This is a genomic window from Tropicimonas sp. IMCC6043, assembly GCF_004146235.1.
Classification (GTDB): Bacteria; Pseudomonadota; Alphaproteobacteria; order Rhodobacterales; family Rhodobacteraceae; genus Tropicimonas.
On sequence record NZ_SELO01000001.1, the window covers coordinates 126,354 to 151,780 of the forward strand.

The 25,427-nt window shown below is 66.4% G+C and carries 24 protein-coding genes and 1 tRNA gene; 16 read left to right on the forward strand and 9 right to left on the reverse strand.

All coding sequences use genetic code 11. The features are described 5' to 3' along the window. Positions 1-35: 35 nt before the first annotated feature. The 8 genes from betI (at position 36) to EU800_RS00655 (ending at position 11,974) form a co-directional block, all read left to right on the forward strand. On the forward strand, positions 36-617 hold the full coding sequence (betI, locus tag EU800_RS00620; protein WP_129627332.1) for a transcriptional regulator BetI: 582 nt from the start codon (positions 36-38) through the stop codon (positions 615-617). Continuing rightward, the gene (gene betC / locus EU800_RS00625; RefSeq protein ID WP_129627334.1) at positions 614-2,122 is read left to right on the forward strand and encodes a choline-sulfatase; all 1,509 of its coding nucleotides are present in this window, start codon (positions 614-616) and stop codon (positions 2,120-2,122) included. The genes betI and betC overlap by 4 nt, the downstream gene beginning before the upstream one ends. Next, positions 2,119-2,763 carry a glutathione S-transferase family protein gene (locus EU800_RS00630; RefSeq protein WP_242500337.1) on the forward strand — a complete coding sequence of 215 codons (645 nt, stop codon included), beginning with the start codon at positions 2,119-2,121 and terminating at the stop codon, positions 2,761-2,763. Before betC ends, EU800_RS00630 begins: the two co-directional genes overlap by 4 nt. Then, positions 2,760-4,220, forward strand: coding sequence for a betaine-aldehyde dehydrogenase (betB, locus tag EU800_RS00635; RefSeq protein ID WP_129627337.1), 1,461 nt, complete (start codon positions 2,760-2,762; stop codon positions 4,218-4,220). The genes EU800_RS00630 and betB overlap by 4 nt, the downstream gene beginning before the upstream one ends. Then, a complete protein-coding gene (gene betA / locus EU800_RS00640) occupies positions 4,220-5,878 on the forward strand; it encodes a choline dehydrogenase (protein ID WP_129627340.1) in 1,659 nt (552 codons plus the stop codon). Before betB ends, betA begins: the two co-directional genes overlap by 1 nt. 506 nt (positions 5,879-6,384) lie before the next feature. After that, the gene (locus EU800_RS00645) at positions 6,385-10,074 is read left to right on the forward strand and encodes a vitamin B12-dependent ribonucleotide reductase (RefSeq protein WP_129627343.1); all 3,690 of its coding nucleotides are present in this window, start codon (positions 6,385-6,387) and stop codon (positions 10,072-10,074) included. A gap of 653 nt (positions 10,075-10,727) precedes the next feature. Next, positions 10,728-11,348, forward strand: a complete 621-nt coding sequence (locus EU800_RS00650; protein WP_129627346.1) for a DnaJ domain-containing protein — start codon at positions 10,728-10,730, stop codon at positions 11,346-11,348. Positions 11,349-11,482: 134 nt separating this feature from the next. Further along, positions 11,483-11,974, forward strand: a complete 492-nt coding sequence (locus tag EU800_RS00655) for a hypothetical protein (protein WP_129627349.1) — start codon at positions 11,483-11,485, stop codon at positions 11,972-11,974. Between the two features lie 24 nt (positions 11,975-11,998). Here the strand turns inward: EU800_RS00655 and xth are convergent, their stop codons facing one another. The 4 genes from xth to EU800_RS00675 form a co-directional block, all read right to left on the reverse strand. Further along, positions 11,999-12,781, reverse strand: a complete 783-nt coding sequence (gene xth, locus EU800_RS00660; RefSeq protein ID WP_129627352.1) for an exodeoxyribonuclease III — start codon at positions 12,779-12,781, stop codon at positions 11,999-12,001. A gap of 70 nt (positions 12,782-12,851) precedes the next feature. Continuing rightward, positions 12,852-13,289, reverse strand: a complete 438-nt coding sequence (locus EU800_RS00665; protein WP_129627355.1) for a peptidylprolyl isomerase — start codon at positions 13,287-13,289, stop codon at positions 12,852-12,854. 110 nt (positions 13,290-13,399) lie between these two features. Beyond that, the gene (locus tag EU800_RS00670) at positions 13,400-14,047 is read right to left on the reverse strand and encodes a potassium channel family protein (protein WP_129627358.1); all 648 of its coding nucleotides are present in this window, start codon (positions 14,045-14,047) and stop codon (positions 13,400-13,402) included. A gap of 70 nt (positions 14,048-14,117) precedes the next feature. Continuing rightward, complete coding sequence (locus tag EU800_RS00675) at positions 14,118-14,435, reverse strand: iron-sulfur cluster assembly accessory protein (RefSeq protein ID WP_129628127.1); 318 nt, start codon at positions 14,433-14,435, stop codon at positions 14,118-14,120. Between the two features lie 84 nt (positions 14,436-14,519). Between EU800_RS00675 and EU800_RS00680 the strand changes: the two genes are divergently transcribed. From EU800_RS00680 to EU800_RS00715, 8 genes are all read left to right on the forward strand, one after another. Continuing rightward, positions 14,520-15,659, forward strand: a complete 1,140-nt coding sequence (locus EU800_RS00680; protein ID WP_129627361.1) for a deoxyguanosinetriphosphate triphosphohydrolase — start codon at positions 14,520-14,522, stop codon at positions 15,657-15,659. A gap of 87 nt (positions 15,660-15,746) precedes the next feature. Then, positions 15,747-17,492, forward strand: a complete 1,746-nt coding sequence (argS, locus tag EU800_RS00685; protein WP_129627364.1) for an arginine--tRNA ligase — start codon at positions 15,747-15,749, stop codon at positions 17,490-17,492. Between the two features lie 84 nt (positions 17,493-17,576). Continuing rightward, positions 17,577-18,653: an SPOR domain-containing protein gene (locus EU800_RS00690; RefSeq protein ID WP_242500338.1), complete on the forward strand. Its 1,077-nt coding sequence runs from the start codon at positions 17,577-17,579 to the stop codon at positions 18,651-18,653. Next, positions 18,650-19,666: a beta-N-acetylhexosaminidase gene (gene nagZ, locus EU800_RS00695; protein ID WP_165354521.1), complete on the forward strand. Its 1,017-nt coding sequence runs from the start codon at positions 18,650-18,652 to the stop codon at positions 19,664-19,666. Before EU800_RS00690 ends, nagZ begins: the two co-directional genes overlap by 4 nt. Further along, positions 19,659-20,456: a ScpA family protein gene (locus EU800_RS00700; RefSeq protein WP_129627367.1), complete on the forward strand. Its 798-nt coding sequence runs from the start codon at positions 19,659-19,661 to the stop codon at positions 20,454-20,456. Before nagZ ends, EU800_RS00700 begins: the two co-directional genes overlap by 8 nt. After that, a complete protein-coding gene (gene scpB, locus EU800_RS00705) occupies positions 20,449-21,117 on the forward strand; it encodes an SMC-Scp complex subunit ScpB (RefSeq protein ID WP_129627371.1) in 669 nt (222 codons plus the stop codon). The genes EU800_RS00700 and scpB overlap by 8 nt, the downstream gene beginning before the upstream one ends. Positions 21,118-21,188: 71 nt before the next feature. After that, positions 21,189-21,584 (forward strand): VOC family protein, encoded by a 396-nt coding sequence (locus EU800_RS00710; protein WP_129627374.1) that lies wholly within the window; start codon positions 21,189-21,191, stop codon positions 21,582-21,584. Between the two features lie 29 nt (positions 21,585-21,613). Further along, a complete protein-coding gene (locus EU800_RS00715) occupies positions 21,614-21,928 on the forward strand; it encodes a muconolactone Delta-isomerase (RefSeq protein WP_129627377.1) in 315 nt (104 codons plus the stop codon). Positions 21,929-22,016: 88 nt separating this feature from the next. Here EU800_RS00715 and EU800_RS00720 read toward each other — a convergent pair whose 3' ends face one another. The 5 genes from EU800_RS00720 to EU800_RS00740 all read right to left on the reverse strand — a co-directional run bounded on the left by EU800_RS00720 (position 22,017) and on the right by EU800_RS00740 (position 25,415). Beyond that, on the reverse strand, positions 22,017-23,093 hold the full coding sequence (locus EU800_RS00720; RefSeq protein WP_129627380.1) for a 2'-deoxycytidine 5'-triphosphate deaminase: 1,077 nt from the start codon (positions 23,091-23,093) through the stop codon (positions 22,017-22,019). Positions 23,094-23,174: 81 nt separating this feature from the next. Further along, positions 23,175-23,251, reverse strand: a tRNA-Pro gene (locus tag EU800_RS00725). 64 nt (positions 23,252-23,315) lie between these two features. Next, positions 23,316-24,002 (reverse strand): MerR family transcriptional regulator, encoded by a 687-nt coding sequence (locus EU800_RS00730; RefSeq protein ID WP_129627383.1) that lies wholly within the window; start codon positions 24,000-24,002, stop codon positions 23,316-23,318. Positions 24,003-24,013: 11 nt separating this feature from the next. Next, positions 24,014-24,316, reverse strand: a complete 303-nt coding sequence (gene ihfA / locus EU800_RS00735; RefSeq protein ID WP_129627387.1) for an integration host factor subunit alpha — start codon at positions 24,314-24,316, stop codon at positions 24,014-24,016. A 127-nt stretch (positions 24,317-24,443) separates the two neighbouring features. Then, positions 24,444-25,415, reverse strand: a complete 972-nt coding sequence (locus EU800_RS00740; RefSeq protein WP_129627389.1) for a beta-ketoacyl-ACP synthase III — start codon at positions 25,413-25,415, stop codon at positions 24,444-24,446. Positions 25,416-25,427: the final 12 nt, after the last annotated feature.

A 25,427-nucleotide genomic window follows, 5' to 3' on the forward strand; every position in this document is an offset into this window, starting at 1 on the left:
CAGTCTAGGACGAATTTCGGACAAGGCCAGAGAAGATGCCCAAGCTCGGCATGGAACCGATCCGGCGCGCCGCGCTGGTCGAGGCGGCGATTGCCGAGATCGGGCGCGCCGGCTCGCTCGACGTGACGATGAGCCAGATCGCCCGCGAGGCCGGCGTGTCGGCCGCGCTCGCGCATCACTATTTCGGCGGCAAGGAGCAGCTTTTCCTCGCCGCGATGCGCCATATCCTATCGCTCTACGGTGCCGAGGTTCGGCGCGGGCTGGTCGGGGCGACAACCCCGCAGGCGCGGCTCGAGGCGATCGTCCATGCCAGTTTCGAGGCCGGGAACTTCCGCCCCGAGGTGATCGGGGCCTGGCTCAATTTCTATGTCCAGTCGCTGAAGTCGGAGGCGGCCGCGCGGCTCCTGCGGGTCTACCAGCACCGGCTGCGCTCCAACCTCGTTCATGCGCTGCGGCCGTTTCTCGGCACCGGCGCGGGTCCGGCCGCCGAGAGCGTCGCCGCGATGATCGACGGGCTCTACATCCGCCAGGCGCTGCGCGAAGCACCGCCCGACCCCGATGCGGCCTGCAGCCGGGTCCTCGACTATCTCGACCTGCTGATCGGAGACAAAGCGTGAGCCGTCCCAACATCCTGATCCTGATGGTCGACCAGCTCAACGGGACGCTGTTTCCCGACGGGCCTGCCGACTGGCTCCATGCGCCGAACCTCAAGCGGCTCGCGATGGGCTCGACGCGGTTCGCCACGGCCTACACTGCCTCGCCGCTCTGTGCGCCCGGCCGGGCGAGCTTCATGAGCGGGCAACTGCCCTCGCGCACTCGCGTCTACGACAATGCCGCCGAGTTCGCCTCTGACATCCCGACGTACGCACACCACCTGCGGCGCGCCGGCTACCAGACCTGCCTTTCCGGCAAGATGCATTTCGTCGGCCCGGACCAGATGCACGGGTTCGAGGAGCGGCTGACGACGGATATCTACCCCGCCGATTTCGGCTGGACGCCGGATTACCGAAAGCCGGGCGAGCGAATCGACTGGTGGTATCACAACATGGGCTCGGTGACCGGCGCGGGCGTGGCCGAGATCTCCAACCAGATGGAATATGACGACGAGGTCGCCTATCACGCCACCCGCAAGATACACGACCTCTCCCGTGGCCACGACCCTCGCCCCTGGTGTCTGACGGTCAGCTTCACCCATCCGCACGATCCTTACGTCGCGCGCCGCCGATACTGGGATCTCTACGAGGATTGCGCGCATCTTCTGCCGGAGGTCCCGGCCCTGGCCTACGAGGGCCACGACCCGCACGCGCAGCGGATCTTCGACGCCAATGACTGGCGCAGCTACGAGATCACCGAAGACCACATCCGCCGCGCCCGCCGCGCCTATTTCGCCAATATTTCCTATCTCGACGACAAGATCGGCGAGATCCTCGGCGCAATGGAGCGCACGCGGCAAGAGGCCATCGTCGTGTTCGTTTCCGATCACGGCGACATGCTCGGAGAGCGCGGACTCTGGTACAAGATGTGTTTTTATGAGGGTTCGGCACGGGTTCCGCTGATGATCGCCGCGCCGGAAATGGCGCCCGGCCGGATCGACGCGCCGGTCTCCACCATAGACCTCTGCCCGACGCTCTGCGACCTCGCTGGCGTGGCGATGGACGAGATCGCGCCCTGGACCGACGGCGAAAGCCTCGTGCCGCTGGGGCAGGGGGCGGAGCGCGAGGCGCCCGTTGCCATGGAATACGCCGCCGAAGCCTCTGAGGCGCCGCTCGTCGCGCTGCGCCGCGGGAGCCTGAAATACACCCGATGCGTGCTCGACCCTGAACAGCTTTTCGACCTCGCGGCGGACCCGCTCGAGTTGACCAACCTGGCTGCCGACCCTGCTTATGCCGCGCCGCTGGCCGCGCTCCGCGCAGAGGCCGACGCCCGATGGGACCTCGCCCGCTTCGATGCCGAGGTGCGCGAAAGCCAGGCGCGGCGCTGGATCGTCTACGAGGCGCTCCGGAATGGCGCCTATTTCCCTTGGGATTATCAGCCCCTGCAGAAGGCTTCCGAGCGCTTCATGCGCAACAACATGGACCTCAATGTCGTCGAGGAAAACGCCCGCTTTCCGAGGGGCGAATGATGATCGAACTCTGGGGCCGCGCCACGTCCTCAAATGTCCAGGCCGTTCGATGGGCGCTCCTGGAACTTGGTCTCGACCACCGACGTCACGACGTCGGCGAAGGGTTCGGAGGGCTCGACACGCCCGAATTTCTCGCGATGAACCCGGTTGGCAAGATCCCCGTGATCCGCGACGGCGCGCTGACCCTGTTCGAGAGCGCCGCGATCCTGCGCTATCTGGCGTCAAACTATGGCGATCAAGGTTTCTGGCCAGCCGGCGCGGCGGCGCGCGCTACCACCGATCAGTGGGCGGAATGGGCCAAGCAGGAGATCGCCAACCGCTTCACGGGCCCGGTCTTCTGGCGCGTCGTCCGCACGCCCGCCGCGCGCCGCGACGCTGCGGCCATTGCCGAGGCGCTCGACATTTTCGAAACCCAGCTCGCCATCGCCGAGGCCCGTCTCGCCCGCCACCCGTGGCTCGTCGGAGACCACATGACGCCCGGCGACATCCTTCTCGGCCACGTGCTCTATCGCTATTTCGACATCGACATCGCTCGCAGGCCGCTTCCGGCTCTGCGTGGCTACTATGACCGCCTGACCGCGCGCCCGGCCTATCGGGACGCGGTCATGATCTCCTATGACAGCTTGCGGGACACGAAATGACCCAGACCAGCCAACCCGTCGCCAGCCACTTCATTTCCGGCCAATACGTCGAGGACGACGCCGGTGCGCGCATCGACGTGATCTATGCCGCCACCGGGGAAAAGATTGCCCACGTTCATGCGGCGACGCCGGCCATCGTCGAGCAGGCGCTGGCCGCCGCGAAGGCCGCGCAGCCGGCCTGGGCGGCGCTGACCGGCACCGAGCGCGGCCGCATCCTGCGCCGCGCCGCCGACATCATCCGCGCCCGCAATCGCGAGCTGTCCGAGCTTGAGACGCTCGACACCGGCAAGCCGCTCCAGGAGACGCTGGTCGCGGACGCCACCTCGGGGGCCGACGCTCTCGAATATTTCGGCGGCCTCGCGGCGAGCCTCACCGGCGAGTATATCCCGCAGCCAGGCGGCGATTTCGTCTACACGATCCGCCAGGCGCTCGGGGTCTGCGTCGGCATCGGCGCCTGGAACTACCCGACCCAGATCGCCTGCTGGAAGGCCGCCCCGGCACTCGCCTGCGGCAACACGATGGTGTTCAAGCCCTCCGAAACGACGCCGCTCTGCGCCCTCCGGATCGCCGAGATCCTGACGGAGGCCGGTGCCCCGCCGGGTGTCTTCAACGTGGTGCAGGGCATGGGCGAGGTTGGCGCGGCGCTGACCACCGATCCGCGTGTCGCGAAGGTCTCGCTGACTGGATCGGTGCCAACGGGGCGCAAGGTCTATGCCGCGGTCGCCGCGGAGATGAAGCATGTCACGATGGAGCTCGGCGGCAAGTCGCCGCTGATCGTCTTCGACGATGCCGATCTCGACAACGCGGTCTCCGGCGCGATCCTCGGCAATTTCTATTCCACCGGGCAGGTCTGTTCCAACGGCACCAGGGTCTTCGTTCAGAAAGGCATCAAGGAGGCGTTCCTGGAGCGGCTGGCCGAACGGCTCGACCACGCCGTGATCGGCGATCCGCTCGACGAGGAGACGAATTTCGGCCCGATGGTCTCCGAGGCGCAACTCGCCATCGTTGAACGATATATCGCGCAGGGCATAGAGGAGGGCGCGCGGCTCGCCTATGGCGGCAAGCGGGTGATCCGGCCGGGGAACTTCATCCAGCCAACCGTCTTTGCCGACGTTACTGACGCCATGACCATCGCCCGCGAGGAGATCTTTGGTCCAGTCATGGCGGTGCTCGACTTCGAGGATGAGGAAGAGGCCGTAACCCGCGCGAATGACACGGAATTCGGCCTCGCGGGTGGGGTCTTCACGCAGGATCTCACCCGCGCCCACCGAGTCGTCGCGTCGCTTGAGGCCGGCACCTGCTACATCAACCACTACAACCTCGCCCCGGTCGAGGCGCCCTTTGGCGGGGTCAAGGCATCCGGCGTCGGACGGGAGAATTCCAAGGAAGCGATCCACCACTATTCGGAGGTCAAATCCGTCTACGTGGCGATGAATGACGTGGAGGCGCCCTTCTGATGCAGGCGGAATTCGTCATTGTCGGCGCCGGCTCGGCCGGCTGCGCCATCGCCTACAGGCTCGCGGAGGCCGGCCGCAATGTGCTGGTCATCGAGCATGGCGGGAGCGACTGGGGGCCCTTCATCCAGATGCCCGGCGCGCTCTCCTACCCGATGAACATGGGCATTTACGACTGGGGCTTTCGTACGGAACCCGAGCCCGGGCTCGGCGGGCGGCAACTCGCCTGTCCGCGCGGCAAGGTGATTGGCGGCTCGTCCTCGGTCAACGGCATGGTCTATGTCCGCGGCCATGCCTACGACTTCGACCACTGGGCCGAGGCGGGCGCGGAAGGCTGGTCCTTTGCCGACGTGCTTCCCTATTTCAAGCGCATCGAGCACTGGCACCCGAGCGGCCATGGCGGCGACCCGGTCTGGCGCGGCACGGACGGCCCGCTCCATGTCATCCGCGGCCCCCGCAATAACCCGCTCCACGGCGCCTTCGTCGATGCGGCGATGCAGGCGGGCTATCACGAGACCGCGGATTACAACGGCGCGAAGCAGGAGGGCTTCGGGCCGATGGAGCAAACTGTCTGGCGCGGCCGGCGCTGGTCTGCGGCCAACGCCTATCTCCGACCGGCCCTCAAGCGGCCGAATTGCGACCTTGTCCGCGCCCTAGCGCGGCGGGTCGTGATCGAGGAGGGGCGCGCGGTGGGCGTCGAGGTCGAGCGCGGCGGGCGGATCGAGACGATTCGCGCCGAGCGCGAAGTGATCCTCGCCGCCTCCTCGATCAACTCGCCGAAGCTCCTCATGCTCTCCGGCATCGGCCCTGGGGCGCATCTGGCCCAACAGGGCATCGAGGTGATCGCCGACCGCCCCGGCGTCGGCCAGAACCTGCAGGACCATCTGGAGGTCTATCTCCAGATGGGAGCGAGCCAGCCGATCACGCTCTACAAATACTGGAATCTCTGGGGCAAGGCGCTGGTCGGGGCGCAGTGGCTGTTCACCCGCGGCGGGCTCGGCGCCTCGAACCAGTTCGAGAGCGCAGGCTTCATCCGCTCGCGCGCCGGCGTAAGCTATCCCGACATCCAGTATCATTTCCTGCCCATCGCGGTGCGCTATGACGGCCGGGCCGCCGCCGAAGGGCATGGCTTCCAGGCACATGTCGGCCCGATGCGCTCACCCTCGCGCGGCGAGATCACGCTGCGCTCGTCCGATCCGAAGGACGATCCGCGGATCTTCTTCAACTACATGTCGACGGAGCAGGACTGGGAGGACTTCCGCGCCTGCATCCGGCTGACGCGGGAGATCTTCGCGCAGGACGCGTTCAAACCCTTCGTGAAGGGCGAAATCCAGCCCGGCGCCCACCTGCAGACCGACGGGGAGATCGACAGCTTCATCCGCGATCACGCCGAGAGCGCCTATCACCCCTGTGGCAGTTGCCGGATGGGGCAGGCCGACGACGCGCATGCCGTGGTCGACCCGGAGACACGGGTGATCGGCGTCGACGGCCTCCGTCTCGCCGACAGCTCGATCTTTCCGCGAATCACCAACGGCAATCTCAACGCCCCCACGATCCTCGTTGGCGAGAAGGCTGCCGACCATATTCTGGGCCGCGATCCGCTGCCGCCGGAGACCGTCGCGCCCTGGATCCATCCGGACTGGGAGAGGGCGCAACGCTAGGCGTCGCGCCGTCGCCACAGGATCTTGTGGCCCGTTCTGTGACATTTCGATCCGCTGCCGTTTTGGCGGTTGCCGGAGGGGAACCGGGGCCGCAACTTCAGCCTCTGGATGATATCCACAGGCTAATCCCATATTTTGTCTTTCGTTCTGCGGTGCGGCGCTAATTGTGGTGTCGATTGAGGGTCAGCCCGGTGAATCACACGGGCGTGATCCGGAAACCCAGTCAAGGCGTAAAACTTGTCCCCTCGGCAAATTTTCGCGTTGACCAATAGGTGCTCCTCACGTCAGATTGTGTGGGCGGACCGAAAAGACCACAAGATGTAGTGGCGGGGCGCACAAGGGACGGACACACCGGATATTTCAGGGGCCAGCGGCCCCCATGTCACGCCCGGCGAGGGGCGTGTGCGGTCTCTTGCGCCTGTTTGACAGCGGTCCGTGCGGCCCGGCTTCGATGGGAAGATCGGAACCGGGCGGGTAGGGCACAACGAAAAACGCATGGGGCGACAATGAAGATCGAACGCAAATTCACCTCGACCGGAGAAGATGCCTACGCCGGGCTGGCCTTCACCACCACGAAATCGGAAATCCGCAATCCGGACGGGACCGTGGTGTTCCTCCTGGACGGGATCGACGTGCCGGCCGCCTGGAGCCAGGTGGCGAGCGACGTCATCGCGCAGAAGTATTTCCGCAAGGCCGGGGTCGCGGCAAAGCTCAAGCGCGTGAAGGAGAAAGGCGTTCCGGAGTTTCTCTGGCGGTCGGTGCCTGACGAGAAAGCACTCGAAGCACTGCCCGAAGAGGAGCGTTTCGTGGGCGAGACCTCTGCGCGTCAAGTCTTCGACCGTCTCGCAGGCGCCTGGACCTACTGGGGCTGGAAGGGCGGCTACTTCACCTCGGAGGCGGATGCCCGCGCCTATTTCGACGAGATGCGCTACATGCTGGCCACCCAACGGGCCGCGCCGAACAGCCCGCAATGGTTCAACACCGGCCTGCACTGGGCCTATGGCATCGACGGTCCGGGCCAGGGTCATTTCTACGTGGACTACAAGTCCGGCAAGCTGACCAAGTCCAGTTCCGCATATGAACACCCGCAGCCCCATGCCTGCTTCATCCAGTCCGTTTCCGACGACCTGGTGAACGAGGGTGGCATCATGGACCTTTGGGTCCGCGAGGCGCGGCTCTTCAAATACGGCTCGGGCACCGGGACCAATTTCTCGTCGCTCCGCGCCGAGGGCGAGGCGCTGTCGGGCGGCGGCAAGTCGTCAGGCCTCATGGGCTTCCTGAAGATCGGCGACCGTGCTGCGGGGGCGATCAAGTCGGGCGGCACCACGCGTCGCGCGGCCAAGATGGTGATCTGCGACGCCGATCACCCGGATATCGAGGAATTCATCAACTGGAAGGTGAAGGAAGAGCAGAAGGTCGCCAGTCTCGTCGCGGGCTCGAAGATGCACGAGGCCAGACTCAACGAGATCTTCGCATCTATTGGGCAGTGGGACGGCGCGGAAGAGGATGCGTTCGACCCCAAGAAGAACAGCGCCCTCAAGGGTGCAATCAGAGCGGCCAAGAAAGTCGCCATCCCCGAGACCTATATCAACCGCGTGCTGCAATATGCGCGGCAGGGCTACGCTTCGATCGAGTTCCCGACCTACGACACCGATTGGGACTCAGAAGCCTACAGCTCGGTCTCGGGGCAGAATTCCAACAATTCCGTCCGCGTCACCGACGCGTTCCTGAAGGCGGTCGAGGCGGATGCGGATTGGGAGCTGATCCGGCGGACGGACGGCAAGGTCGCCAAGACGATCAAGGCGCGCGACCTTTGGGAGCAGATCGGGCACGCCGCCTGGGCCTGCGCCGATCCCGGCATCCAGTTCCACGACACCGTCAACGCCTGGCACACCTGCCCGGAGGATGGTGAGATCCGAGGCTCGAACCCGTGCTCGGAATACATGTTCCTCGACGACACGGCCTGCAACCTCGCCTCGATGAACCTGCTGACCTTCCTCAAGGACGGCAAGTTCCAGGCCGAGGAATACATGCACGCCACGCGGCTCTGGACGCTGACGCTGGAAATCTCGGTCACGATGGCGCAGTTCCCGTCGAAGGAAATCGCCCAGCTCAGCTATGATTTCCGCACCCTCGGGCTTGGCTACGCCAATATCGGCGGCCTGCTGATGAACATGGGGTTCAGCTATGACAGCCACGAGGGCAGGGCGCTTTGCGGCGCGCTGACCGCGATCCTCACGGGCGTCGCCTACACGACATCGGCCGAAATCGCCGGCGAGCTCGGCCCCTTCGCCGGCTACGAGCGCAACGCGGCCCACATGCTGCGCGTGATCCGCAACCACCGGACGGCCGCGCATGGGGATGCGGACGGCTACGAGTCGCTGGCAGTGAAACCGGTGCCGCTCGATCTCGGCTCGATCCCCGATCCGCTGCTCGGCGAACTGGCGCAGCAGGCCTGGGACGAGGCGCTGCGGCTCGGCGAGATCAACGGCTTTCGCAATGCGCAGGTCTCGGTCATCGCGCCGACAGGCACGATCGGACTGGTGATGGATTGCGACACCACCGGCATCGAGCCCGATTTCGCGCTGGTGAAGTTCAAGAAGCTCGCCGGGGGCGGCTATTTCAAGATCATCAACCGTTCGGTGCCCGCCGCGCTCGAAAAGCTCGGCTACGGCTCGGCGGAAATCGGCGAGATGGTCGCCTATGCGGTGGGTCATGGCACCCTCGGCAATGCACCCGGGATCAACCACACCGCGCTTCTCGGCAACGGCTTCGGCAAGGCGGAGATCGACAAGATTGAGAAGGCGCTTCCCTCGGCCTTCGACATTCGCTTCGTCTTCAACCAGTGGACGCTCGGGGCGGAGTTCTGCACCGACGTGCTCGGCATCCCTGCCGAGAAGCTCGCCGACCCGGCCTATGACATGCTGAGCGATCTCGGCTTCACCAAGGCGCAGATCGAGGCCGCGAACGACCATGTCTGCGGGACGATGACGCTGGAAGGCGCGCCGTATCTGAAGGAGGAGCATTACGCGGTCTTCGATTGCGCCAATCCCTGCGGCAAGAAAGGCAAGCGCTTCCTCTCGGTCGACAGCCACATCCGGATGATGGCGGCGGCGCAGAGCTTCATCTCGGGCGCGATCTCCAAGACGATCAACATGCCCAATGACGCCACGATCGAGGATTGCCAGAAGGCATACGAGCTGTCCTGGTCGCTCGGCACCAAGGCAAACGCGCTCTATCGCGACGGCTCCAAGCTCTCCCAGCCGCTGGCCTCCGCGCTCGTCGAGGATGACGAGGAGGCGGCCGAGCTTCTCGAGACCGGCACCCCGCAGCAGAAGGCGACGGTGTTGGCCGAGAAGATCATCGAGAAAGTGGTGGTGAAGGAGGTCGTCCGCAGCCACCGCGAGAAGATGCCCGAGCGGCGCAAGGGCTACACCCAGAAGGCCAATGTCGGCGGCCACAAGGTCTATCTCAGGACGGGCGAATACGCCGACGGCTCCCTGGGCGAGATCTTCATCGACATGCACAAGGAAGGTGCGGGCTTCCGGGCGATGATGAACAACTTCGCCATCGCGGTCTCCGTGGGCCTGCAATACGGCGTGCCGCTGGAGGAGTTCGTCGACGCCTTCACCTTCACCAAGTTCGAACCGGCGGGCATCGTTCAGGGCAACGACTCGATCAAGAACGCCACCTCGATCCTCGACTACATCTTCCGCGAACTGGCGGTCTCCTATCTCGACCGCACGGACCTCGCCCATGTGAAACCTTCCGGCCATACCTTCGACGATCTCGGCCGGGGCGAGCACAATGAGGGCGTGAACAACATCGCGGAACTCTCGGAATCTGCTGCCAGCAAGTCCCTCCAGGTGCTCAAGCAGATCTCCTCGACCGGCTACCTGCGCAAACGGCTGCCCCAAGAGCTGGTTGTGCTTCGGGGTGGGGTCGAGGGCATGGCGGGCGGCATCGCACTGGACAGTGCGGCCGACCCGCTGGCCACCTTGCACACGCTGGTTCCCGAAACCGGGGTCGGCGGCGACGTGTCGGTCGGCGCCATCACCTCGCTCGACAACCGGGCCAAGGCGCGGATGCAGGGCTACGAAGGCGAGGCTTGCGGCGAGTGCGGCAACTACACGCTGGTCCGCAACGGGACCTGCATGAAGTGCAACACCTGCGGCGGAACCAGCGGGTGTAGCTGAGGACACCTCTCCGGCCCGCTTCCCCGGGCCGGCGCGGGTTGCGGGGCGGGTGCGCCTGCCCCGAGGGCGGATCAGGCCGCAGGCAGAAAACCGGGCGGTACAAACAATCGAGCCTGATAAGCCAGACTGGGGCGCCGAGAGGCGCCCCGATTTCTTTTGGCGTCTGTGTGCTGGAAACCGACCCTGCGGGGTCATGCAGTTTTGGCACGGAGCAAAGGCCGACAGGCCGCCGTGCCATCGCCGGGCCGCCCGGACGGCCCGGCGATACGTCAAATCCGGCGCGCAGCGTCGATCTGATCCGGATACTCCACCATAAAGCGCTCCGGCCCACCGTCGGGTCGCCGCGCCGCGGCCCGGCGATGGCGCGGCTCCGCGACTGTTGGGCTATCGGTTCCTCAGACCGAAAGAATACGAATACGGTTGCGAGTTCTGCCGTCGCCACGGACAGAATCGGCGCACTGCCCGCGGGTGAAATGGGGCGAAAATGTGGCCGACGCGGCACCGGTCCGGAGAAAAGTCCGTCTGACGCCGCTCTAATGCGGGAGGCTCGTCGGCATTGTTCGTCATCGAGCGCCAATCACTTAGAAAGTTTGACGAAAATGCGTCCGAAGTGGCAGGATTGAGGCGGAAAATCGTCCCTGCCGGAGTGCCCCATGAGCCCCATCGAACGTGTGCGCGCCAAGGCCCAGGCCAGCGAGATCCTCGGCGTCGGGGTTCATGCTGGCCCGGAGGAACTGCGCGCGGCCTGGCGGCGCATGGCGCGGTCGCTCCACCCCGACCAGATGGCGGGCGACAGCCGCCGCTTCATGAATGCCCGGGCCGCTTATGACCTGTTGGCCGATATCGCCGGCCCTGCGGCGGAGGTCCCGGACGATCTGGACAGCGCGCCGGTGCGCAAAACCGCCATGCGGCGGGCGCCGATTGTCCGCCCGGCCGTGCCGACCCGGACGCTGTCGCTGGGAGACGAGGTCCGCGAGATTTGCGAGGCGCATCTGAAGACGCAGGCCGAGAGCGCCGCCGCGGACCACGTGCCGGAACAGGTCACCCGCAGCGGCCGCGCCCTGACCTTCAAGGTTTCGACGCCGCTGCGAAAGGGCGTGAACCGTGTCGCGGTCCCGACCGACCTGTTCCAGACCCGGCGGGTGTCCCGGCCGACCATCCTGAAATTCGTGGCCGCAAGCTCCGGATCGGGCGAAATCGTCGTGCCGGAGGGGATTCTGCAACAGCGCTTCCCCGGCGCCCGGCAGGTGCGGCTCCTCTTCGCCTGCCAGTGATCCGCCAAGCCGTGATGCGGGACCGGCCCTCCCTGTGCGGCAGGCGGGTTTTCGGCTGACCCCCCTTTCAGCTGCGTGTTCGATCGGTCATTGTCGGGGCCTCCGGGCAACCGACGCGACAACAGGAGATTGACATGCCCCCATCCAAGACACTCCCGGCTCTTGGCCTGGTTTTCTGCAGCACCGCGCTCATCGCGCAACCTTACACGCCCCAGGGCGAGGTCGATGGCTGGGGAATCTTCGTCAACGAGGCCAACAAGAGCTGCTTCATGGAGACCACGACCACGGGTGGCCTCATCATGCAGATGGGCACCGGCGGCGAGGTCGAGTTCGGCTTCCTCGCGCTCTACACCAAAGGCGAGACCGATATCCGGGACGGCGAGACCGGCGAGATCACCCTTCAGCTCGGCGACCAGCGCTTCTCGGCCATCGCCGAAGGCGTCGCTCGGGATGGCTATTCGGGCGGCTTCGTCATCGGCAACAACCCGCTTCTGGCCTATGACCTCGCCAAGCAGCCGGAACTGATCGTCAACCCGGACGGCGAGAACGTCTTCACGGTTGACTTGACCGGCTCGGAAGAGGCGATGCAGGCAACGCGCGTCTGCCAGTTGAAGATCGACGGCTGAACGCTGTGGCCCCGGCCGACGGGGTCAGGCGTCGAGCTCGACCCAGATCGGCACATGGTCGGAGGGTTTCGGCCGGTTGCGGATGTCCTTGTCGATCCGGCAGTCGCGGAGCAGGTCGGCGGCCTGCGGCGTCAGCAGGACATGGTCGATCCGGATGCCGTCGTTTCGGTCCCAGGCACCGCGCTGATAGTCCCAGAACGTATAATGCCCGGTGTCCTGGGTACAGGCGCGGAACGCCTCGGTGAAGCCGAGATTGACGATCTCGCGATAGGCGCGGCGGGTTTGGGGCAGGGCCAGCGCGTCCTCGCGCCACGCCTCCGGGCGGGCGGCATCCTCGTCGAGCGGGATGACGTTGTAGTCGCCCGCCATCAGCGCCGGTTCCTCCCGCGAAAGGAGGTCGCTAGCACGCGCCTTCATCCGCTCCATCCAGGCCAGCTTGTAGTCGTATTTCGGTCCCGGCGCCGGGTTGCCGTTGGGCAGGTAAAGCCCGCAGAGCCGCACCGCGGCCGTGTCGCCCACGACCGTGGCCTCGATCCAGCGCGCCTGTTCGTCCTCCGCGTCCCCGGGCAGGCCGCGGGTCACGTCCTCCAGCGGCAGTTTCGAGAGGATCGCGACCCCGTTGAAGCTCTTCTGGCCATGCGTCTCGACATTGTAGCCGCGCTCCTCGAAGAGCTCGCGCGGGAAATTCTCGTCGACCGACTTGATCTCTTGCAGGAGCACCACGTCGGGCTGCGCCTCGTCGAGCCAGTCACACAGCGCCGCATGGCGCGCCTTGATGCCGTTGATGTTGAAGGATGCGATCTTCATGGCCCGTGCCCCCGCCTCGCCGGGCTGGTCCGCGCCCGGGCTCACAGAAAGCCCGGGAACGGCGGCGGGGTCAACCGGCCTCGTCCACCGAGACCACTTCGACTTCGAAGGTCAGGTCGTGGCCGGCCAGCGGGTGGTTGGCGTCGAGCGTCACGCTCTCGTCGTCGAACTCGGTCACGACGAGTTGCATCGCCTGGCCATTCGGGGTCTGCGCCTGGAGACGCAGGCCCGTCTCGAGCGGGATATGATCCGGGATGTCGCCGCGCGGGACCTGCTGGACCTGCTCTGCGTCATGCGCGCCGTAGGCCTCGGCACAAGGCACTTCGACCGTCTTGCTCTCGCCCACTTCCATGCCGTCGATCGCCGCGTCCAGTCCGGCAATGATCTGCCCGCTGCCGACTGTAAATTCCAGCGGGTCGCGGTCGCGCGAGCTGTCGAATGTGGTCCCGTCCTTCAGGGTGCCGGTATAGTGGATACGGACGGTGTCGCCCGCCGTGACGGTGCTCATGGGAGCCTCTCAATCTGTGTGGGGGGGTGGATTTGCCGGGGCAGCCTGTCTGGCCGGTGCCCGGTCGCGCGCAGCCAGAGTAAGGCGGCGCGGCCCGTGATGCAAACCGATCAGCCGGAGCGGTGGCTCGGCAGGTCGCTGACGATCGAGCCGATCATGACGGCAATGTAGAGCACACCGACCACAGCCTCGAAACCGGCCGCGAGGCGCGCCGGCGCGGTGATCGGCAGGATATCCCCATAGCCGAGCGTGGTGAGCGTCACGAGGCTGTAATAGATCAGGGAGGACCAGGTGTCGTCATCCGCCATCCCGGCGAAGGACCCAGGATGCCAGCGCTCGATCTGGAGGTAGAGGATCGCCCAGGCCATGGCGATCAGAAGGTAGCCGAACACCGCGCCCAAAAGGGTCTCGATGTTCCCTTGGTCACGCCGAAGCAGGTTCAGGAAGGTAACGAAAAGCGCGCCGAAAACCAGCGCGAGCGTGAGCCATGTGAGCAGGATTTCGAGTTCGAACCCGAAAAAGGCGAGGAGACTGGTGACGAACCAGAGCAGGGCCAGCGCGCTGCCATAGTGATGGATCCGCCGGTTCCTCGTGCCCATGAAGATGCTGCCGATCACGGCGAGTTCGAAGAGCACCAGGCTGACAAGTTCCGATATCCGCGACGCGCCGAGAACGGGTCCTACAAGGAAAGCGGCGACCAACAGAGTCAGTAGAGCGCCCCAGCGGATGTTGTCGGTCTGATCGTCGATATCTTCCACCGGTCGCCTCTCCAGCCTTTCCGACGACCAGCCTAGCCCGAGCGGCGCCGGCGCGCGAGGCGAAAGCGTCTCAGATCGAGAAGCTGACGCCGCAGCCGCAGGACGAGGTGGCGTTGGGATTATCGACGGTGAAGCGGGCTCCGATCAGCTCGTCGGAGAAGTCGATCGTGGCATTCTCGAGGAAGGGCAGGGAGACCGGGTCAACCACGACCCTCTGGCCGTTGCCCTCGAGCACGAGGTCATCGTCCCTGGGCGCGTCGAGCGTGATCTCGTATTGGAAGCCCGAGCAGCCGCCACCCTCCACGGCCACGCGCAGCGCCTGCGGCGCGGCGTCGATCTCGGTCAGGCGCTCGAAGGCGCGGTCTGTCACTTTCGGGGGCAGGGTCAGTGCCATTAGAAGCCTCGTTTGTCCCGTCGCATTCCGGTCTTGTCCACGATATATGGGCAGCGGACGCGCTCAACAAGGATTCCCATGGCCCTCGCCCGCTACGCCTGCGACCCCGCCCAGAGCCGCGGCCGGCTGCACGATGAGGCGATGAGCACTTTTCGCTCGCCCTTTCAGCGCGACCGCGACCGGATCATACATTCCTCAGCCTTCCGGCGGCTCAAGCACAAGACCCAGGTCTTCGTCGAGCACGAGGGGGATTATTTCCGCACCCGCCTGACACATTCGATTGAGGTGGCCCAGGTGGCGCGCACCATCGCAGGAGCGCTTGGCCTCAATGAGGAACTCACCGAGGCTGTCGCGCTGGCCCACGATCTCGGCCACCCGCCTTTCGGCCATACAGGCGAGGACGCGCTGGCGGCGCTGATGGCGCCGCATGGCGGTTTCGACCACAACGCACAGGCGATCCGCATCGTGACCTCTCTAGAGCGGCACTATGCCGGGTTCGACGGGCTGAACCTGACCTGGGAGACGCTGGAAGGGATCGCCAAGCACAACGGCCCTGTCTTGCCGCCGCTGCCCTACGGACTCGCGGATTACAACAGCCGGCACGACCTCGAAATCGACAGTCATGCCGGGGCCGAGGCCCAGGTCGCCGCGCTGGCCGACGATATCGCCTACAACAACCACGACCTGATGGACGGGCTGCGCGCCGGGCTCTTCACCGATACCGAGATCGCCGGGCTTCCGATCGTCGGCCCCGCCTATGCCGAGGTCGACGCGGCCTGGCCGGGGCTGGAGGAGAAGCGACGCCGGCACGAGGCGCTCAGGCGGGTTTTCGGGACGATGGTGACGGACGTGATCGCCACGACGCAGGCGCGGATTGCCGAGACCGACCCCGACTCGCCGCAGGCGGTGCGTGATCTGGGAGCGCCGCTGGTGCGGTTCTCGGCCAAGGCCTGGGAGGAGATCGAGGCCATCCGTGCCTTCCTCTTCCGGCGGATGTATCGCGCCGAGAGCGTCATGGCGGAGCGGGCGCGGGTCACGCGGGTGGTCGAGGATCTCTTTCCGCTCTTCATGCACGACCCGGGCCTGTTGCCGGTCGCCTGGCAGGCAGACGTGGCTGAGGCCGAGGGCGCAACGGCGCTGGCCCGGATCGTCGCCGACTACGTGGCCGGGATGACCGATCGTTACGCCTTGCAGGAGCATGCGCGGCTGATCGGCTAGGCCCGGGCAGGGGGCACGGTGGCCGGGCCGGCATTGACGCGGGCGGGGGCCATGATACACCGCGCGGCAGTTCCAGAGGATCCGACGATGAACATCTATGCCGACATTCGTGGACTCGTGATCGATGCGCTCGCGGCGCTCGAAGGCGAGGGCCTGCTGCCCGCGGGGCTGGATCTTGCCAACGTGGCCGTCGAGCCGCCGCGCGATCCGCTGCATGGCGACATGGCGACCAATGCGGCCATGGTGCTGGCCAAGCCCGCGGGAATGAAACCGCGCGACATTGCGGGCGCTCTGGCCGAGAAGCTCAGGTCGGACCCGCGCATCGTCGAGGCCGATGTCGCCGGCCCCGGCTTCCTGAACCTGCGCCTTGACCCGTCTGTATGGGCCGATGTGGTCCGCGCCGTGCTCGGGCAGGGCGGCGCGTATGGACGCTCGGAGATGGGCAAGGGCCAGCGGGTCAACGTGGAATTCGTTTCGGCCAACCCGACAGGGCCGCTGCATGTGGGTCACACGCGGGGCGCGGTCTTCGGTGACGCGCTGGCCGCGCTGCTGGATTTCTCCGGTCACGACGTGACCCGCGAATATTACATCAACGATGGCGGGGCACAGGTCGACGTGCTCGCGCGGTCGGTCTATCTGCGGTATCTCGAAGCGCATGGCCGCGAAGTCGCCTTCGCCGACGGAACCTATCCGGGCGACTACCTGATCGAGGTCGGGCAGGCGCTGAAGGACAAGGTGGGCGATGCCTATGTCGATCAGCCCGAGGATGTCTGGCTGGTCGCGGTGCGCGAATTTGCGACCGACGCGATGATGGCGCTCATTCGCGAGGACCTGGCCGCGCTCGGCGTCGAGATCGATCATTATTTCTCTGAGAAGTCGCTCTATGGCACGGGCCGGATTGAGGCGGCGCTGGCCGCGCTCGACGCGAAGGGACTGATATACGAGGGCGTGCTCGAACCGCCCAAGGGCAAGCTGCCCGAGGACTGGGAGCCGCGCGAGCAGACGCTCTTCCGCTCGACGGAACATGGGGACGATGTCGACCGGCCGGTGAAGAAGTCGGACGGCGCCTGGACCTATTTCGCGCCGGACATCGCCTATCATTTCGACAAGATCGAACGCGGCTACGATGCGCTGATCGATGTCTTCGGCGCCGATCACGGCGGCTATGTCAAGCGGATGAAGGCCGCGGTCTCGGCGCTGTCGGACGGCCGCGTGCCGCTCGACATCAAGCTCACGCAGCTCGTCAAGCTCTACAAGAACGGCGAGCCCTTCAAGATGTCCAAGCGCGCCGGCACCTTCGTGACGCTGCGCGACGTGGTCGACCTGGTCGGCCCCGACGTCACCCGTTTCGTCATGCTCACCCGGAAAAACGACGCGCCGCTCGATTTCGATTTCGACAAGGTGCTGGAGCAGTCGAAGGACAACGCGGTCTTCTACGTCCAGTATGCCCATGCGCGTGTGAAATCAGTGCTGCGCAAGGCAGCCGCGGCGGGAATCGCGGTGGATGACGCAACGCTCGCCGGCGCCGACCTTTCGGCGATGACGCACGAATCCGAGATCGCTCTGGCACGAAAAGTGGCGGAATGGCCACGCCTGCTTGAGATCGCGGCGCGCACCCATGAGCCGCACAGGATTGCCTTTTATCTCTATGAGTTGGCGGGCGATCTTCATGCGCTCTGGAACCGCGGGAACGATTCTCCGGAGCTGCGATTCCTGCAGGAGGGCGATCCTGCCACGAGCCAGTCGAAAATCGCCCTCGCGCGTGCCGTCTCCGTTGTGATTTCCACGGGTCTTGGTATCCTTGGCGTGACCCCGGTGGAAGAAATGCGCTGAACCAAGGCGTTGCGGGGCATGGCAGGCAGAAACCCCGCGACGTTTCGCTAGACGGTGCCTCGCGGGCGAGAAACGAGGCGGAGCATGATGGACCGGTACGAGGCCCAGAGGTCCGGGGCCATGGCGATGGCGCGGGGCGCCAGCTACCCGACAGACTACAATTACGACGGCATCGACCCGGCCGGGGCCTATCGGGCCGCCCGGCCCGGACGAATCGGGATCGTGGCGCATGCGACGGGCGCACTCCTGTCGCTGGCCGTGATCGGCTTCGGCGGCTACTGGGGATACCAGCAGGTGATGCGCGATGTGCATGGCATTCCAGTGGTGCGCGCGCTCGACGGACCAATCCGGGTCGCACCGGACGACCCGGGCGGCATGGTGGCCGATCACGCCGGGCTTTCGGTCAACGCGGTGCAGGCGGTGGGGCTCGCCTCGGCGCCGGAGGCCGAACTGCGTCTGGCGCCGGGTCCGGTGGAACTCGCCGAGGAGGATCAGCCGGTGAGCCAGCTTCAGCCGGTGCCGGAGGAAGCCGGTGGCGTCCTGACGACACAGGCCGAGGCTGACGATGCCGACCTGTTGCCGGAGGTGACGGGCCCCGAGCCCGTCCGCCTGAGCCAGGAGACGCCCGACGACGATCCGATCGCCCGGGCGCTGGCCCTGGCGGAGTCGTCGACCGCCGGCGCACGCCCGCTGAGCGACACCGAACTGGCGGACACGCCGGAAGAGGACGTGGAGGCGGAGGAGGTGGCCGCGGAGGTGCTCGCCTCGGCCGGCGGCCCCCGCCCCGCCGCCTCACTGCGTCCCGTGCCGCGTCCGTCGCGCGCTGCCTCGGCGGTGGAACTGGCCGTCCGCGAAGCCAGCGCGACGGCCGCTCCGGCTCCGGCGGTGATGGAGGCCTCCGCCGTGCCCGCGGGCACCCGCCTGGTACAGCTCGGCGCCTTCGATTCCGCCGACGAGGCGCGTGGCGCCTGGTCACGGATCGCGAGCCGGTTCGACGGGCTGATGGAGGGCAAGACCCAGGTCATCGTCGAGGCCGAGGCCGGCGGGCGCACTTTCTGGCGCCTCCGCGCCATGGGCTTTGCCGATCTCTCCGAGGCCCGCCGTTTCTGCGCCGCGCTGGTTGCCGAGCGTGCGGACTGCATTCCGGTGATCGCCAAGTGAGTGTGCCGGCGGCCTGTATCCTCGGGTGCGCCGGCCCTGCGCTGACGCCCAGGGAGCGGCATTTCTTTGCCCGCACGCAGCCTTGGGGCTTCATCCTCTTTGCGCGCAATGTCGAGGACCCGCAGCAGCTTGCGGCGCTGACCGCCGAGATGCGGGATGCCGTGGGGCGCGATGCGCCGGTGCTGGTCGACCAGGAGGGCGGGCGCGTGCAGCGCCTCGGCCGGCCGCACTGGCGTACCTGGCGCCCGCCGCTCGATCAGATGGCGCGCGCGCGCGATCTGGAGGCCGCCGCGCGGTCAATGTTCCTGCGATACAGGCTCATCGCGCAGGAATTGCTCGCCTGCGGTATCGACACGGACTGCGCGCCGATGGCCGACATCGCCCGCCCCGAGACGCACGCCTTCCTGCGCAACCGCTGCTTCGGCGAGGATGTCGCGAGCGTCGTGACCGGCGCGCGGGCGGCGGCGGAGGGGCTGCTCGCCGGCGGGGTCCTGCCGGTTCTCAAGCACATCCCCGGCCATGGCCGCGCGAAGCTCGACAGCCACCTCGAGCTGCCGGTGGTCGAAACGCCGGTCGAGACGTTGCGCGGTGTGGATTTCGCGCCCTTCCAGGCGCTGGCAGACCTGCCGATGGCGATGACTGCGCATCTCCGATACACCCAGTTCGACCCGGTGCATCCGGCGACGCTGTCTTCCGCGCTGATCCGGCTCATCCGCGACGAGATCGGATTCGACGGGTTGCTGATGAGCGATGACATCTCGATGCAGGCGCTCGATGGCAGCGTGGCGACGCGGAGCGCGGCGGCGATGCAGGCGGGATGCGACGTCGTGCTCCACTGCAACGGCGATCTCGAGGAGATGGCGGCGGTGGTGGAGAGTGTCGGCGAACTTGGCGACGCTGCCGCGCACCGCGCCGTCTCGGCACTCGCCCGCCGCCTCGCGCCCGCGCCGATTGACATTCCCGCCATGGAAGAGGAACTTCGCGACCTTCTGGACGGGGATGTCTATGGCTGAGGATATGGTCACGGCGGCGAAGGACGAGGCGGTCGCCGAACGGCTGGCCGCGGAGGCGCTGATCGTCGATGTCGACGGCTACGAAGGTCCGCTCGACCTTCTGCTGACACTGGCGCGGACGCAGAAGGTCGACCTGCTGAAGATCTCCGTGCTGAAGCTCGCCGAGCAGTATCTCGCCTTCGTCGAACATGCCAAGACGCTCCGGATCGAACTGGCCGCCGACTATCTCGTGATGGCGGCCTGGCTCGCCTTCCTCAAGTCGCGCCTGCTGCTGCCGCCCGAGCCGGGCGATGACGGCCCTTCGGCCGACGAGCTGGCCGCGCATCTGGCCTATCAGCTCGAGCGCCTCCAGGCGATGCGCGACGCCGCGGCGAAGCTGATGGCGCGCGACCAGAGGGGCAAGGACTTCTTCGTGCGTGGCCAGATCGAGGTGGTCGAGCGCACCCGCAAGGTGACCTGGACGGCGACGCTCCTCGACCTTATGCAGGCCTATGCCCGCATCCGCACCCGGGACGACTTCCGCCCCTTCGTGATGGACCGCAAGGATGTCTTCACGATGGAGGAGGCGCTGGAGCGGCTGAAGCCGCTGGTCGGCTATGCCGGCGAATGGACGGACCTCATGTCCTACCTGCCCGAGGGATGGGAGCTCGACCCTGTGCGCCGGCGCTCGGCCACCGCGGCGACCTTCGCCGCCTCGCTGGAACTGGTCAAGGCCGGCAAGATCCGCCTGCGCCAGCCCGAGACCTTTGCGCCGATCCAGATCCGCGCGTCGGAGCCCGGCCATGGCTGAACATGACGAGGATCTGGCCCGTCCCGAGGAAAGCCTCTTCGAGGCGCCACCCGAGGGCGAGCAGGAGCGGATGGTGGAGGCGATCCTTTTCGCCGCCGCCGAGCCGGTCAGTGTCGCCGAGCTCAACGCGCGGATGCCGCACGGGGCGGATGCCGCCACCGCGCTCGAACGGCTGCGTAAGCGCTACGAGGGCAGGGGCGTCAACGTGGTCCGCATCGCCGAGGCCTGGGCGATCCGCACGGCGCCCGATCTCGGCTTCCTGATGCAGAAGGAAACGGTCGAGACGCGCAAGCTCTCGCGTGCGGCCATCGAGACGCTGGCGATCATCGCCTATCACCAACCGGTCACCCGCGCCGAGATCGAGGAGATCCGCGGCGTCTCGGTCTCCCGCGGCACGATCGACCAGTTACTCGAGATGGAGTGGATTCGCTTCGGCCGGAGGCGGATGACGCCGGGCCGCCCGGTCACCTTCATCGTCACACCCGGCTTTCTCGACCATTTCGGCCTCGAGAGCACCCGAGACCTGCCGGGCCTGCGCGACCTGCGCGCCGCTGGCCTGCTCGACAACCGTCCGCCCCCGGGATTCGGCCTCGACGAGCGCGAGGAGGACGAGGAGGAAACGCCCGACATGTTCGAGGAGAACGAGGCCGAGGACGGCTGACGCGCCGCGCTATGCAGGTCGCACGAAACCCGCTAGCCTCCCGCCAGCAGAACGGCAACCGGGAGCGATTCATGGCCAAGGCGATCCATTCGATGATCCGTGTCCTCGACGAGGCGCGCTCTGTTGATTTCTACCGCACGGCCTTCGGGCTCGAAATCTCCGGACGGTTCGAGTTCGAGAGCTTCATCCTGATCTATCTCAGCAATGCGGAGACGGATTTCGAAGTCGAGCTCACCGTCAACAAGGAGCGGACGGAGCCCTACGATCTCGGCGACGGCTACGGCCATATCGCTTTCTGCGTCGATGACGTGGAGGCCGAGCATGCCCGCCTGGAAGCAGCCGGCCTCGGCCCGCGTAAGCTCGTCAGCTTCGAACGCGACGGCGAGCTCTTCGCGCAGTTTTTCTTCATTGCCGATCCGGACGGATATCAGATCGAGGTCCTGAAGCGGCACGGACGATTCCAATAGACGATCAAAGCATACCAAGGGAGGACACCATGCTTTATCATCTTGCTTTCACGGTGGAATACGACGCGGGCATGTCCCAGCAGGACCTGTTCCGCATCTGGGCTCAGGAGGCCGAGGTGGCACTCGGTGCCAAGGCGCAGGGGGTGGTCAAGGATCTCTGGAAGGTGGTCGGCGAGCGCCGTGTCTATGCCGTGGTCGAGGTCGAGAGCCCCGACATGCTCGATCAGATTCTGTTCGACCTGCCGATCATGTCCCAGATGGGCCAGCACGTGGATGTTCAGGTGAAGTCGCTGCGCCGTTACGAGGACTTCGCTGCCGATGTGAAATCGCGGCTGAAGGAGTAGGCTGGCGCGGCTCTGCATCCGGCGTCGTAAGACATCGGTCTCGGACCAAAGATCGGTTTCTGACCGAACCGATCGGCCGGACTCCCTCTTACGGCGCCCGGAAATGCTTCGAGAGCTTCAGCCCCTGGCCCTGGTAGTTCGAGGAGATTCCGGCGCCGTAGAGCGTCTCGGGCCGTTCCTCCATGCGCTCATAGACCAGCCGGCCGACGACCTGTCCGTGCTCCAGGGCGAAGGGCGCCTCGTGGCAGCGAACCTCGAGCACGCCGCGCGCGCCGCTGCCGCCTGCGGCGGCATGGCCGAAGCCGGGATCGAAGAAACCGGCGTAGTGGACCCGAAACTCGCCCGCCATGGCGAGATAGGGCGCCATCTCGGCGGCATAGTCGGGCGGGATATGCACCGCCTCGCGGCTGACGAGGATATAGAAGGCGCCGGGGTCGAGGATAATCCGGCCCGCCTCCGTCTCGACTGGCTCCCAGAAATCGCGCGGCGCGTAGTGCCCGATCCGGTCGAGGTCGATCACACCGGCATGCGGCTTGGCGCGCCAGCCGACCAGGCGGCCGTCCTGCGGCTCGAGATCCACCGAGAAGCCGAGCCCTTCGGAAATCGTCGCGGGGCCGGAGACAAGTCCGACCTTCTCGTGCAGCGCCCGGAGCTCGGTGTCGTCAAGCGCGACCTTGCCGCGCCGGAAGCGGATCTGGTTGAGCCGCATCCCCGGCCGCACCAGCACCGAGAAACTGCGCGGGCAGATCTCGGCATAGAGCGGCCCGGAATACCCCGCGCCGACCCGGTCGAACTCCACTCCGCCATCGGTAATGAGCCGTGTCAGCAGGTCGAGCCGGCCAGTCGAGGATTTCGCATTGGCGACCGCGTTGACATCGGCCGGCAGCGCCAGTCGCTCCTGCAATGGCACAACATAGACGCAATTCTTCTCCAGCACCGCGCCATCCGAGAGATCGATCCGGTGCATCTCGAACTCGCCGAGACGGTCGCGGACCGAGCGGCCGCCGCCGGCGAGAAAGGACGCGCGCACCCGAAAGGCGTGGCGGCCGAGCCTGAGGTCGAGGCTCGCCGGCTGCACCTGTCCGGCGGCGAAGGGCTGGTCCGCGGCTATGCCGCCCGCGGCGATCATCGCGTTGATAGCCTGGCTCGCCAGCACGCCGCTCATCGGCTCCTCCCCATGCATCCGGCAGACCGGTCCCCGGACAGCAAAACGCCCGCGACCCAGAGGGGCGGGCTGTTTTGTGAATGGTCGGGCTAGCAGGACTTGAACCTGCGACCTTCCGTCCCCCAGACGGACGCGCTACCAGGCTGCGCCATAGCCCGACGTCCGGGCTTGATACCCGATTTCGCGGCGAGGACAAGGGGCAATCGTCGCCCTGTCCGGGCCTCACGCCCCTGCGCCCATCCGCTCGCGCAGGGCAAGCAGGCGGGCATGGATTGGCGCGAGGTCGGCGGCCGGGATCTGGCGCGGGCTCAGGCGCGACAGCGCCTCGGCCAGGGTCAGTTTCGGCCCGGGGAGCGGCGCGATGATCGGTCCTCCGGCAGAGGAAGGTCCGCGATGCGGCACCTCTTCGGCCGGTTCGTCCGTCGCGGGAGGCGGTGGCGCGGCGGCGCTAGAGTCCGGTGAGTCAGGTTCGTCGGCGTGACGGGCAAAGACCGGGGCCTGCGGCCTCTCGGGCGCCGGCGCAGCACTCTCAGGCGCTGGCACGGCCTCCGTGACGCTTTCTGCGGGTTCGGGGGTGAGAGCTGGCGCCGGCGCGTCGGATACCTCGGCCGGGTCGGGGCCCACGATTTCCTCCACCGGTTTCGACATCGCCGCGACTGCACGAATGCCCTGGTCGCGCAGCACTTTCTGCACGCCCTTGATGGTCATCCCGTCCTCGTGAAGCAGCTTCTGGATACCACCGAGAAGCTCCATGTCCGAGCGCCGGTAATACCGCCGCCCGCCAGCGCGCTTGATCGGCTTGACCTGCGTGAACTTGCTTTCCCAGAACCGCAACACATGCGCATTCACGCCAAGCCACTCCGCCACCTCTGAGATCGTGCGGAACGCGTCGGGGGATTTCTCGGCCATGCGTCCGGCCCTTACTTGCGGTTGCCGGCGGCGACCCGCTCCTTCATCAGGTGCGATGGCCGGAAGGTCAGCACACGGCGCGGCAGAATCGGCACTTCCTCGCCAGTTTTCGGGTTGCGGCCGACGCGGGCGGCCTTGTCGCGCACGGAGAACGTGCCGAAGGAGGAGATCTTGACCTGCTCGCCCTTCACCAGCGCATCCGAGACATGACCCAGAACGCTTTCAACAAGTTGGGCGGATTCATTACGCGACAAGCCCACTTCGCGGAACACCGCTTCGCTCAGGTCCATCCTCGTTAACGTCTTGTCGCTCATGGCAATTCCACCCCTGTTTTCAGGAGAGCGTAGGCGAGTGGGCTATTTCAGTCAATATCAATGGCTTGGCGGTGGCGGGAATCCGTCGGCAAAACCGTGTTTCGGCCGTCCTGCGAGGGCCGGATGCCTACCAGCGCAGCACCACCGCGCCCCAGGCGAGCCCGCCGCCGATCGCTTCGGTTACGACGATCTGGCCGGGAGTGATCTTGCCCGCGGCCTTTCCGACCGACAGCGCCAGCGGGATCGAGGCGGCCGAGGTGTTGCCGTGGTCCTGCACCGTCAGGATCACGCGGTCCATTGGCAGCTTCATCTTCTGCGCGGTGCCGCGGATGATCCGCAGGTTGGCCTGGTGTGGCACGATCCAGTCGACGTCCTCGGCTCCCAGCCCGACCTTCTCCAAAGCGGCGTTGGCGGTCTTCGCGAGCTTCTCCACTGCGTGCCGGAAAACTTCCTTGCCCTGCATCTTCAGAACACCTGTCGCGCCGGTCGAGGTTCCGCCATCGACATAGAGTATGTCCTTGAATCTGCCGTCGGAATTGAGATCGGTCGACAGGATGCCGCGATCATCCGTTCCGCCCGTTCCCTCCTCGGCCTCGAGAATCAGCGCGCCGGCCCCGTCGCCGAAGAGCACGCAAGTCCCCCGGTCCTGCATATCGAGGATGCGGCTGAAGGTCTCCGCGCCGACCACCAGCACGCGCCGCGCCTGGCCCGAGAGGATCATCGCGTTGGCATTGGCCAGAGCAAAGACGAAACCGGCGCAGACCGCCTGGACGTCAAAGGCGAAGCCGCGGGTCATGCCAATCTTGGCCTGAACCATCGTTGCGGCGGAAGGGAAGGTCAGGTCGGCTGTCGAGGTCGCGAGCACGATGGCGTCGATATCCTCCGCCTCCAGCCCCGCATCGGCCAGAGCGGCCATGGCGGCGGCGGCGCCGAGATCCGAGGTCGTCTGTCCCGGCGCGGCGAAATGGCGCCGCTCGATGCCGGAGCGCGAACGGATCCACTCGTCGGTCGTGTCGAGGCTCTGCTCGAACTCAGCATTCTCGACGATTCGGTCGGGAAGATAGTGGCCTGTGCCACGCACGACAGCTCTGATAACCATTCCGCCTGCCTT

Excerpts from the sequence above, each read along its gene's own strand:
- betA (WP_129627340.1), top strand. The coding sequence starts at position 4,220 with ATGCAGGCGGAATTCGTCATTGTCGGCGCCGGCTCGGCCGGCTGCGCC.
- EU800_RS00715 (WP_129627377.1), top strand. The coding sequence starts at position 21,614 with ATGCTTTATCATCTTGCTTTCACGGTGGAATACGACGCGGGCATGTCC.
- betI (WP_129627332.1), top strand. The coding sequence starts at position 36 with ATGCCCAAGCTCGGCATGGAACCGATCCGGCGCGCCGCGCTGGTCGAG.
- EU800_RS00710 (WP_129627374.1), top strand. The coding sequence starts at position 21,189 with ATGGCCAAGGCGATCCATTCGATGATCCGTGTCCTCGACGAGGCGCGC.
- scpB (WP_129627371.1), top strand. The coding sequence starts at position 20,449 with ATGGCTGAACATGACGAGGATCTGGCCCGTCCCGAGGAAAGCCTCTTC.
- EU800_RS00680 (WP_129627361.1), top strand. The coding sequence starts at position 14,520 with ATGGCCCTCGCCCGCTACGCCTGCGACCCCGCCCAGAGCCGCGGCCGG.
- EU800_RS00740 (WP_129627389.1), bottom strand. The coding sequence starts at position 25,415 with ATGGTTATCAGAGCTGTCGTGCGTGGCACAGGCCACTATCTTCCCGAC.
- EU800_RS00665 (WP_129627355.1), bottom strand. The coding sequence starts at position 13,289 with ATGAGCACCGTCACGGCGGGCGACACCGTCCGTATCCACTATACCGGC.
- EU800_RS00700 (WP_129627367.1), top strand. The coding sequence starts at position 19,659 with ATGGCTGAGGATATGGTCACGGCGGCGAAGGACGAGGCGGTCGCCGAA.
- EU800_RS00690 (WP_242500338.1), top strand. The coding sequence starts at position 17,577 with ATGATGGACCGGTACGAGGCCCAGAGGTCCGGGGCCATGGCGATGGCG.
- betB (WP_129627337.1), top strand. The coding sequence starts at position 2,760 with ATGACCCAGACCAGCCAACCCGTCGCCAGCCACTTCATTTCCGGCCAA.
- xth (WP_129627352.1), bottom strand. The coding sequence starts at position 12,781 with ATGAAGATCGCATCCTTCAACATCAACGGCATCAAGGCGCGCCATGCG.
- ihfA (WP_129627387.1), bottom strand. The coding sequence starts at position 24,316 with ATGAGCGACAAGACGTTAACGAGGATGGACCTGAGCGAAGCGGTGTTC.
- EU800_RS00720 (WP_129627380.1), bottom strand. The coding sequence starts at position 23,093 with ATGAGCGGCGTGCTGGCGAGCCAGGCTATCAACGCGATGATCGCCGCG.
- EU800_RS00730 (WP_129627383.1), bottom strand. The coding sequence starts at position 24,002 with ATGGCCGAGAAATCCCCCGACGCGTTCCGCACGATCTCAGAGGTGGCG.
- EU800_RS00630 (WP_242500337.1), top strand. The coding sequence starts at position 2,119 with ATGATGATCGAACTCTGGGGCCGCGCCACGTCCTCAAATGTCCAGGCC.
- EU800_RS00645 (WP_129627343.1), top strand. The coding sequence starts at position 6,385 with ATGAAGATCGAACGCAAATTCACCTCGACCGGAGAAGATGCCTACGCC.
- argS (WP_129627364.1), top strand. The coding sequence starts at position 15,747 with ATGAACATCTATGCCGACATTCGTGGACTCGTGATCGATGCGCTCGCG.
- EU800_RS00650 (WP_129627346.1), top strand. The coding sequence starts at position 10,728 with ATGAGCCCCATCGAACGTGTGCGCGCCAAGGCCCAGGCCAGCGAGATC.
- EU800_RS00655 (WP_129627349.1), top strand. The coding sequence starts at position 11,483 with ATGCCCCCATCCAAGACACTCCCGGCTCTTGGCCTGGTTTTCTGCAGC.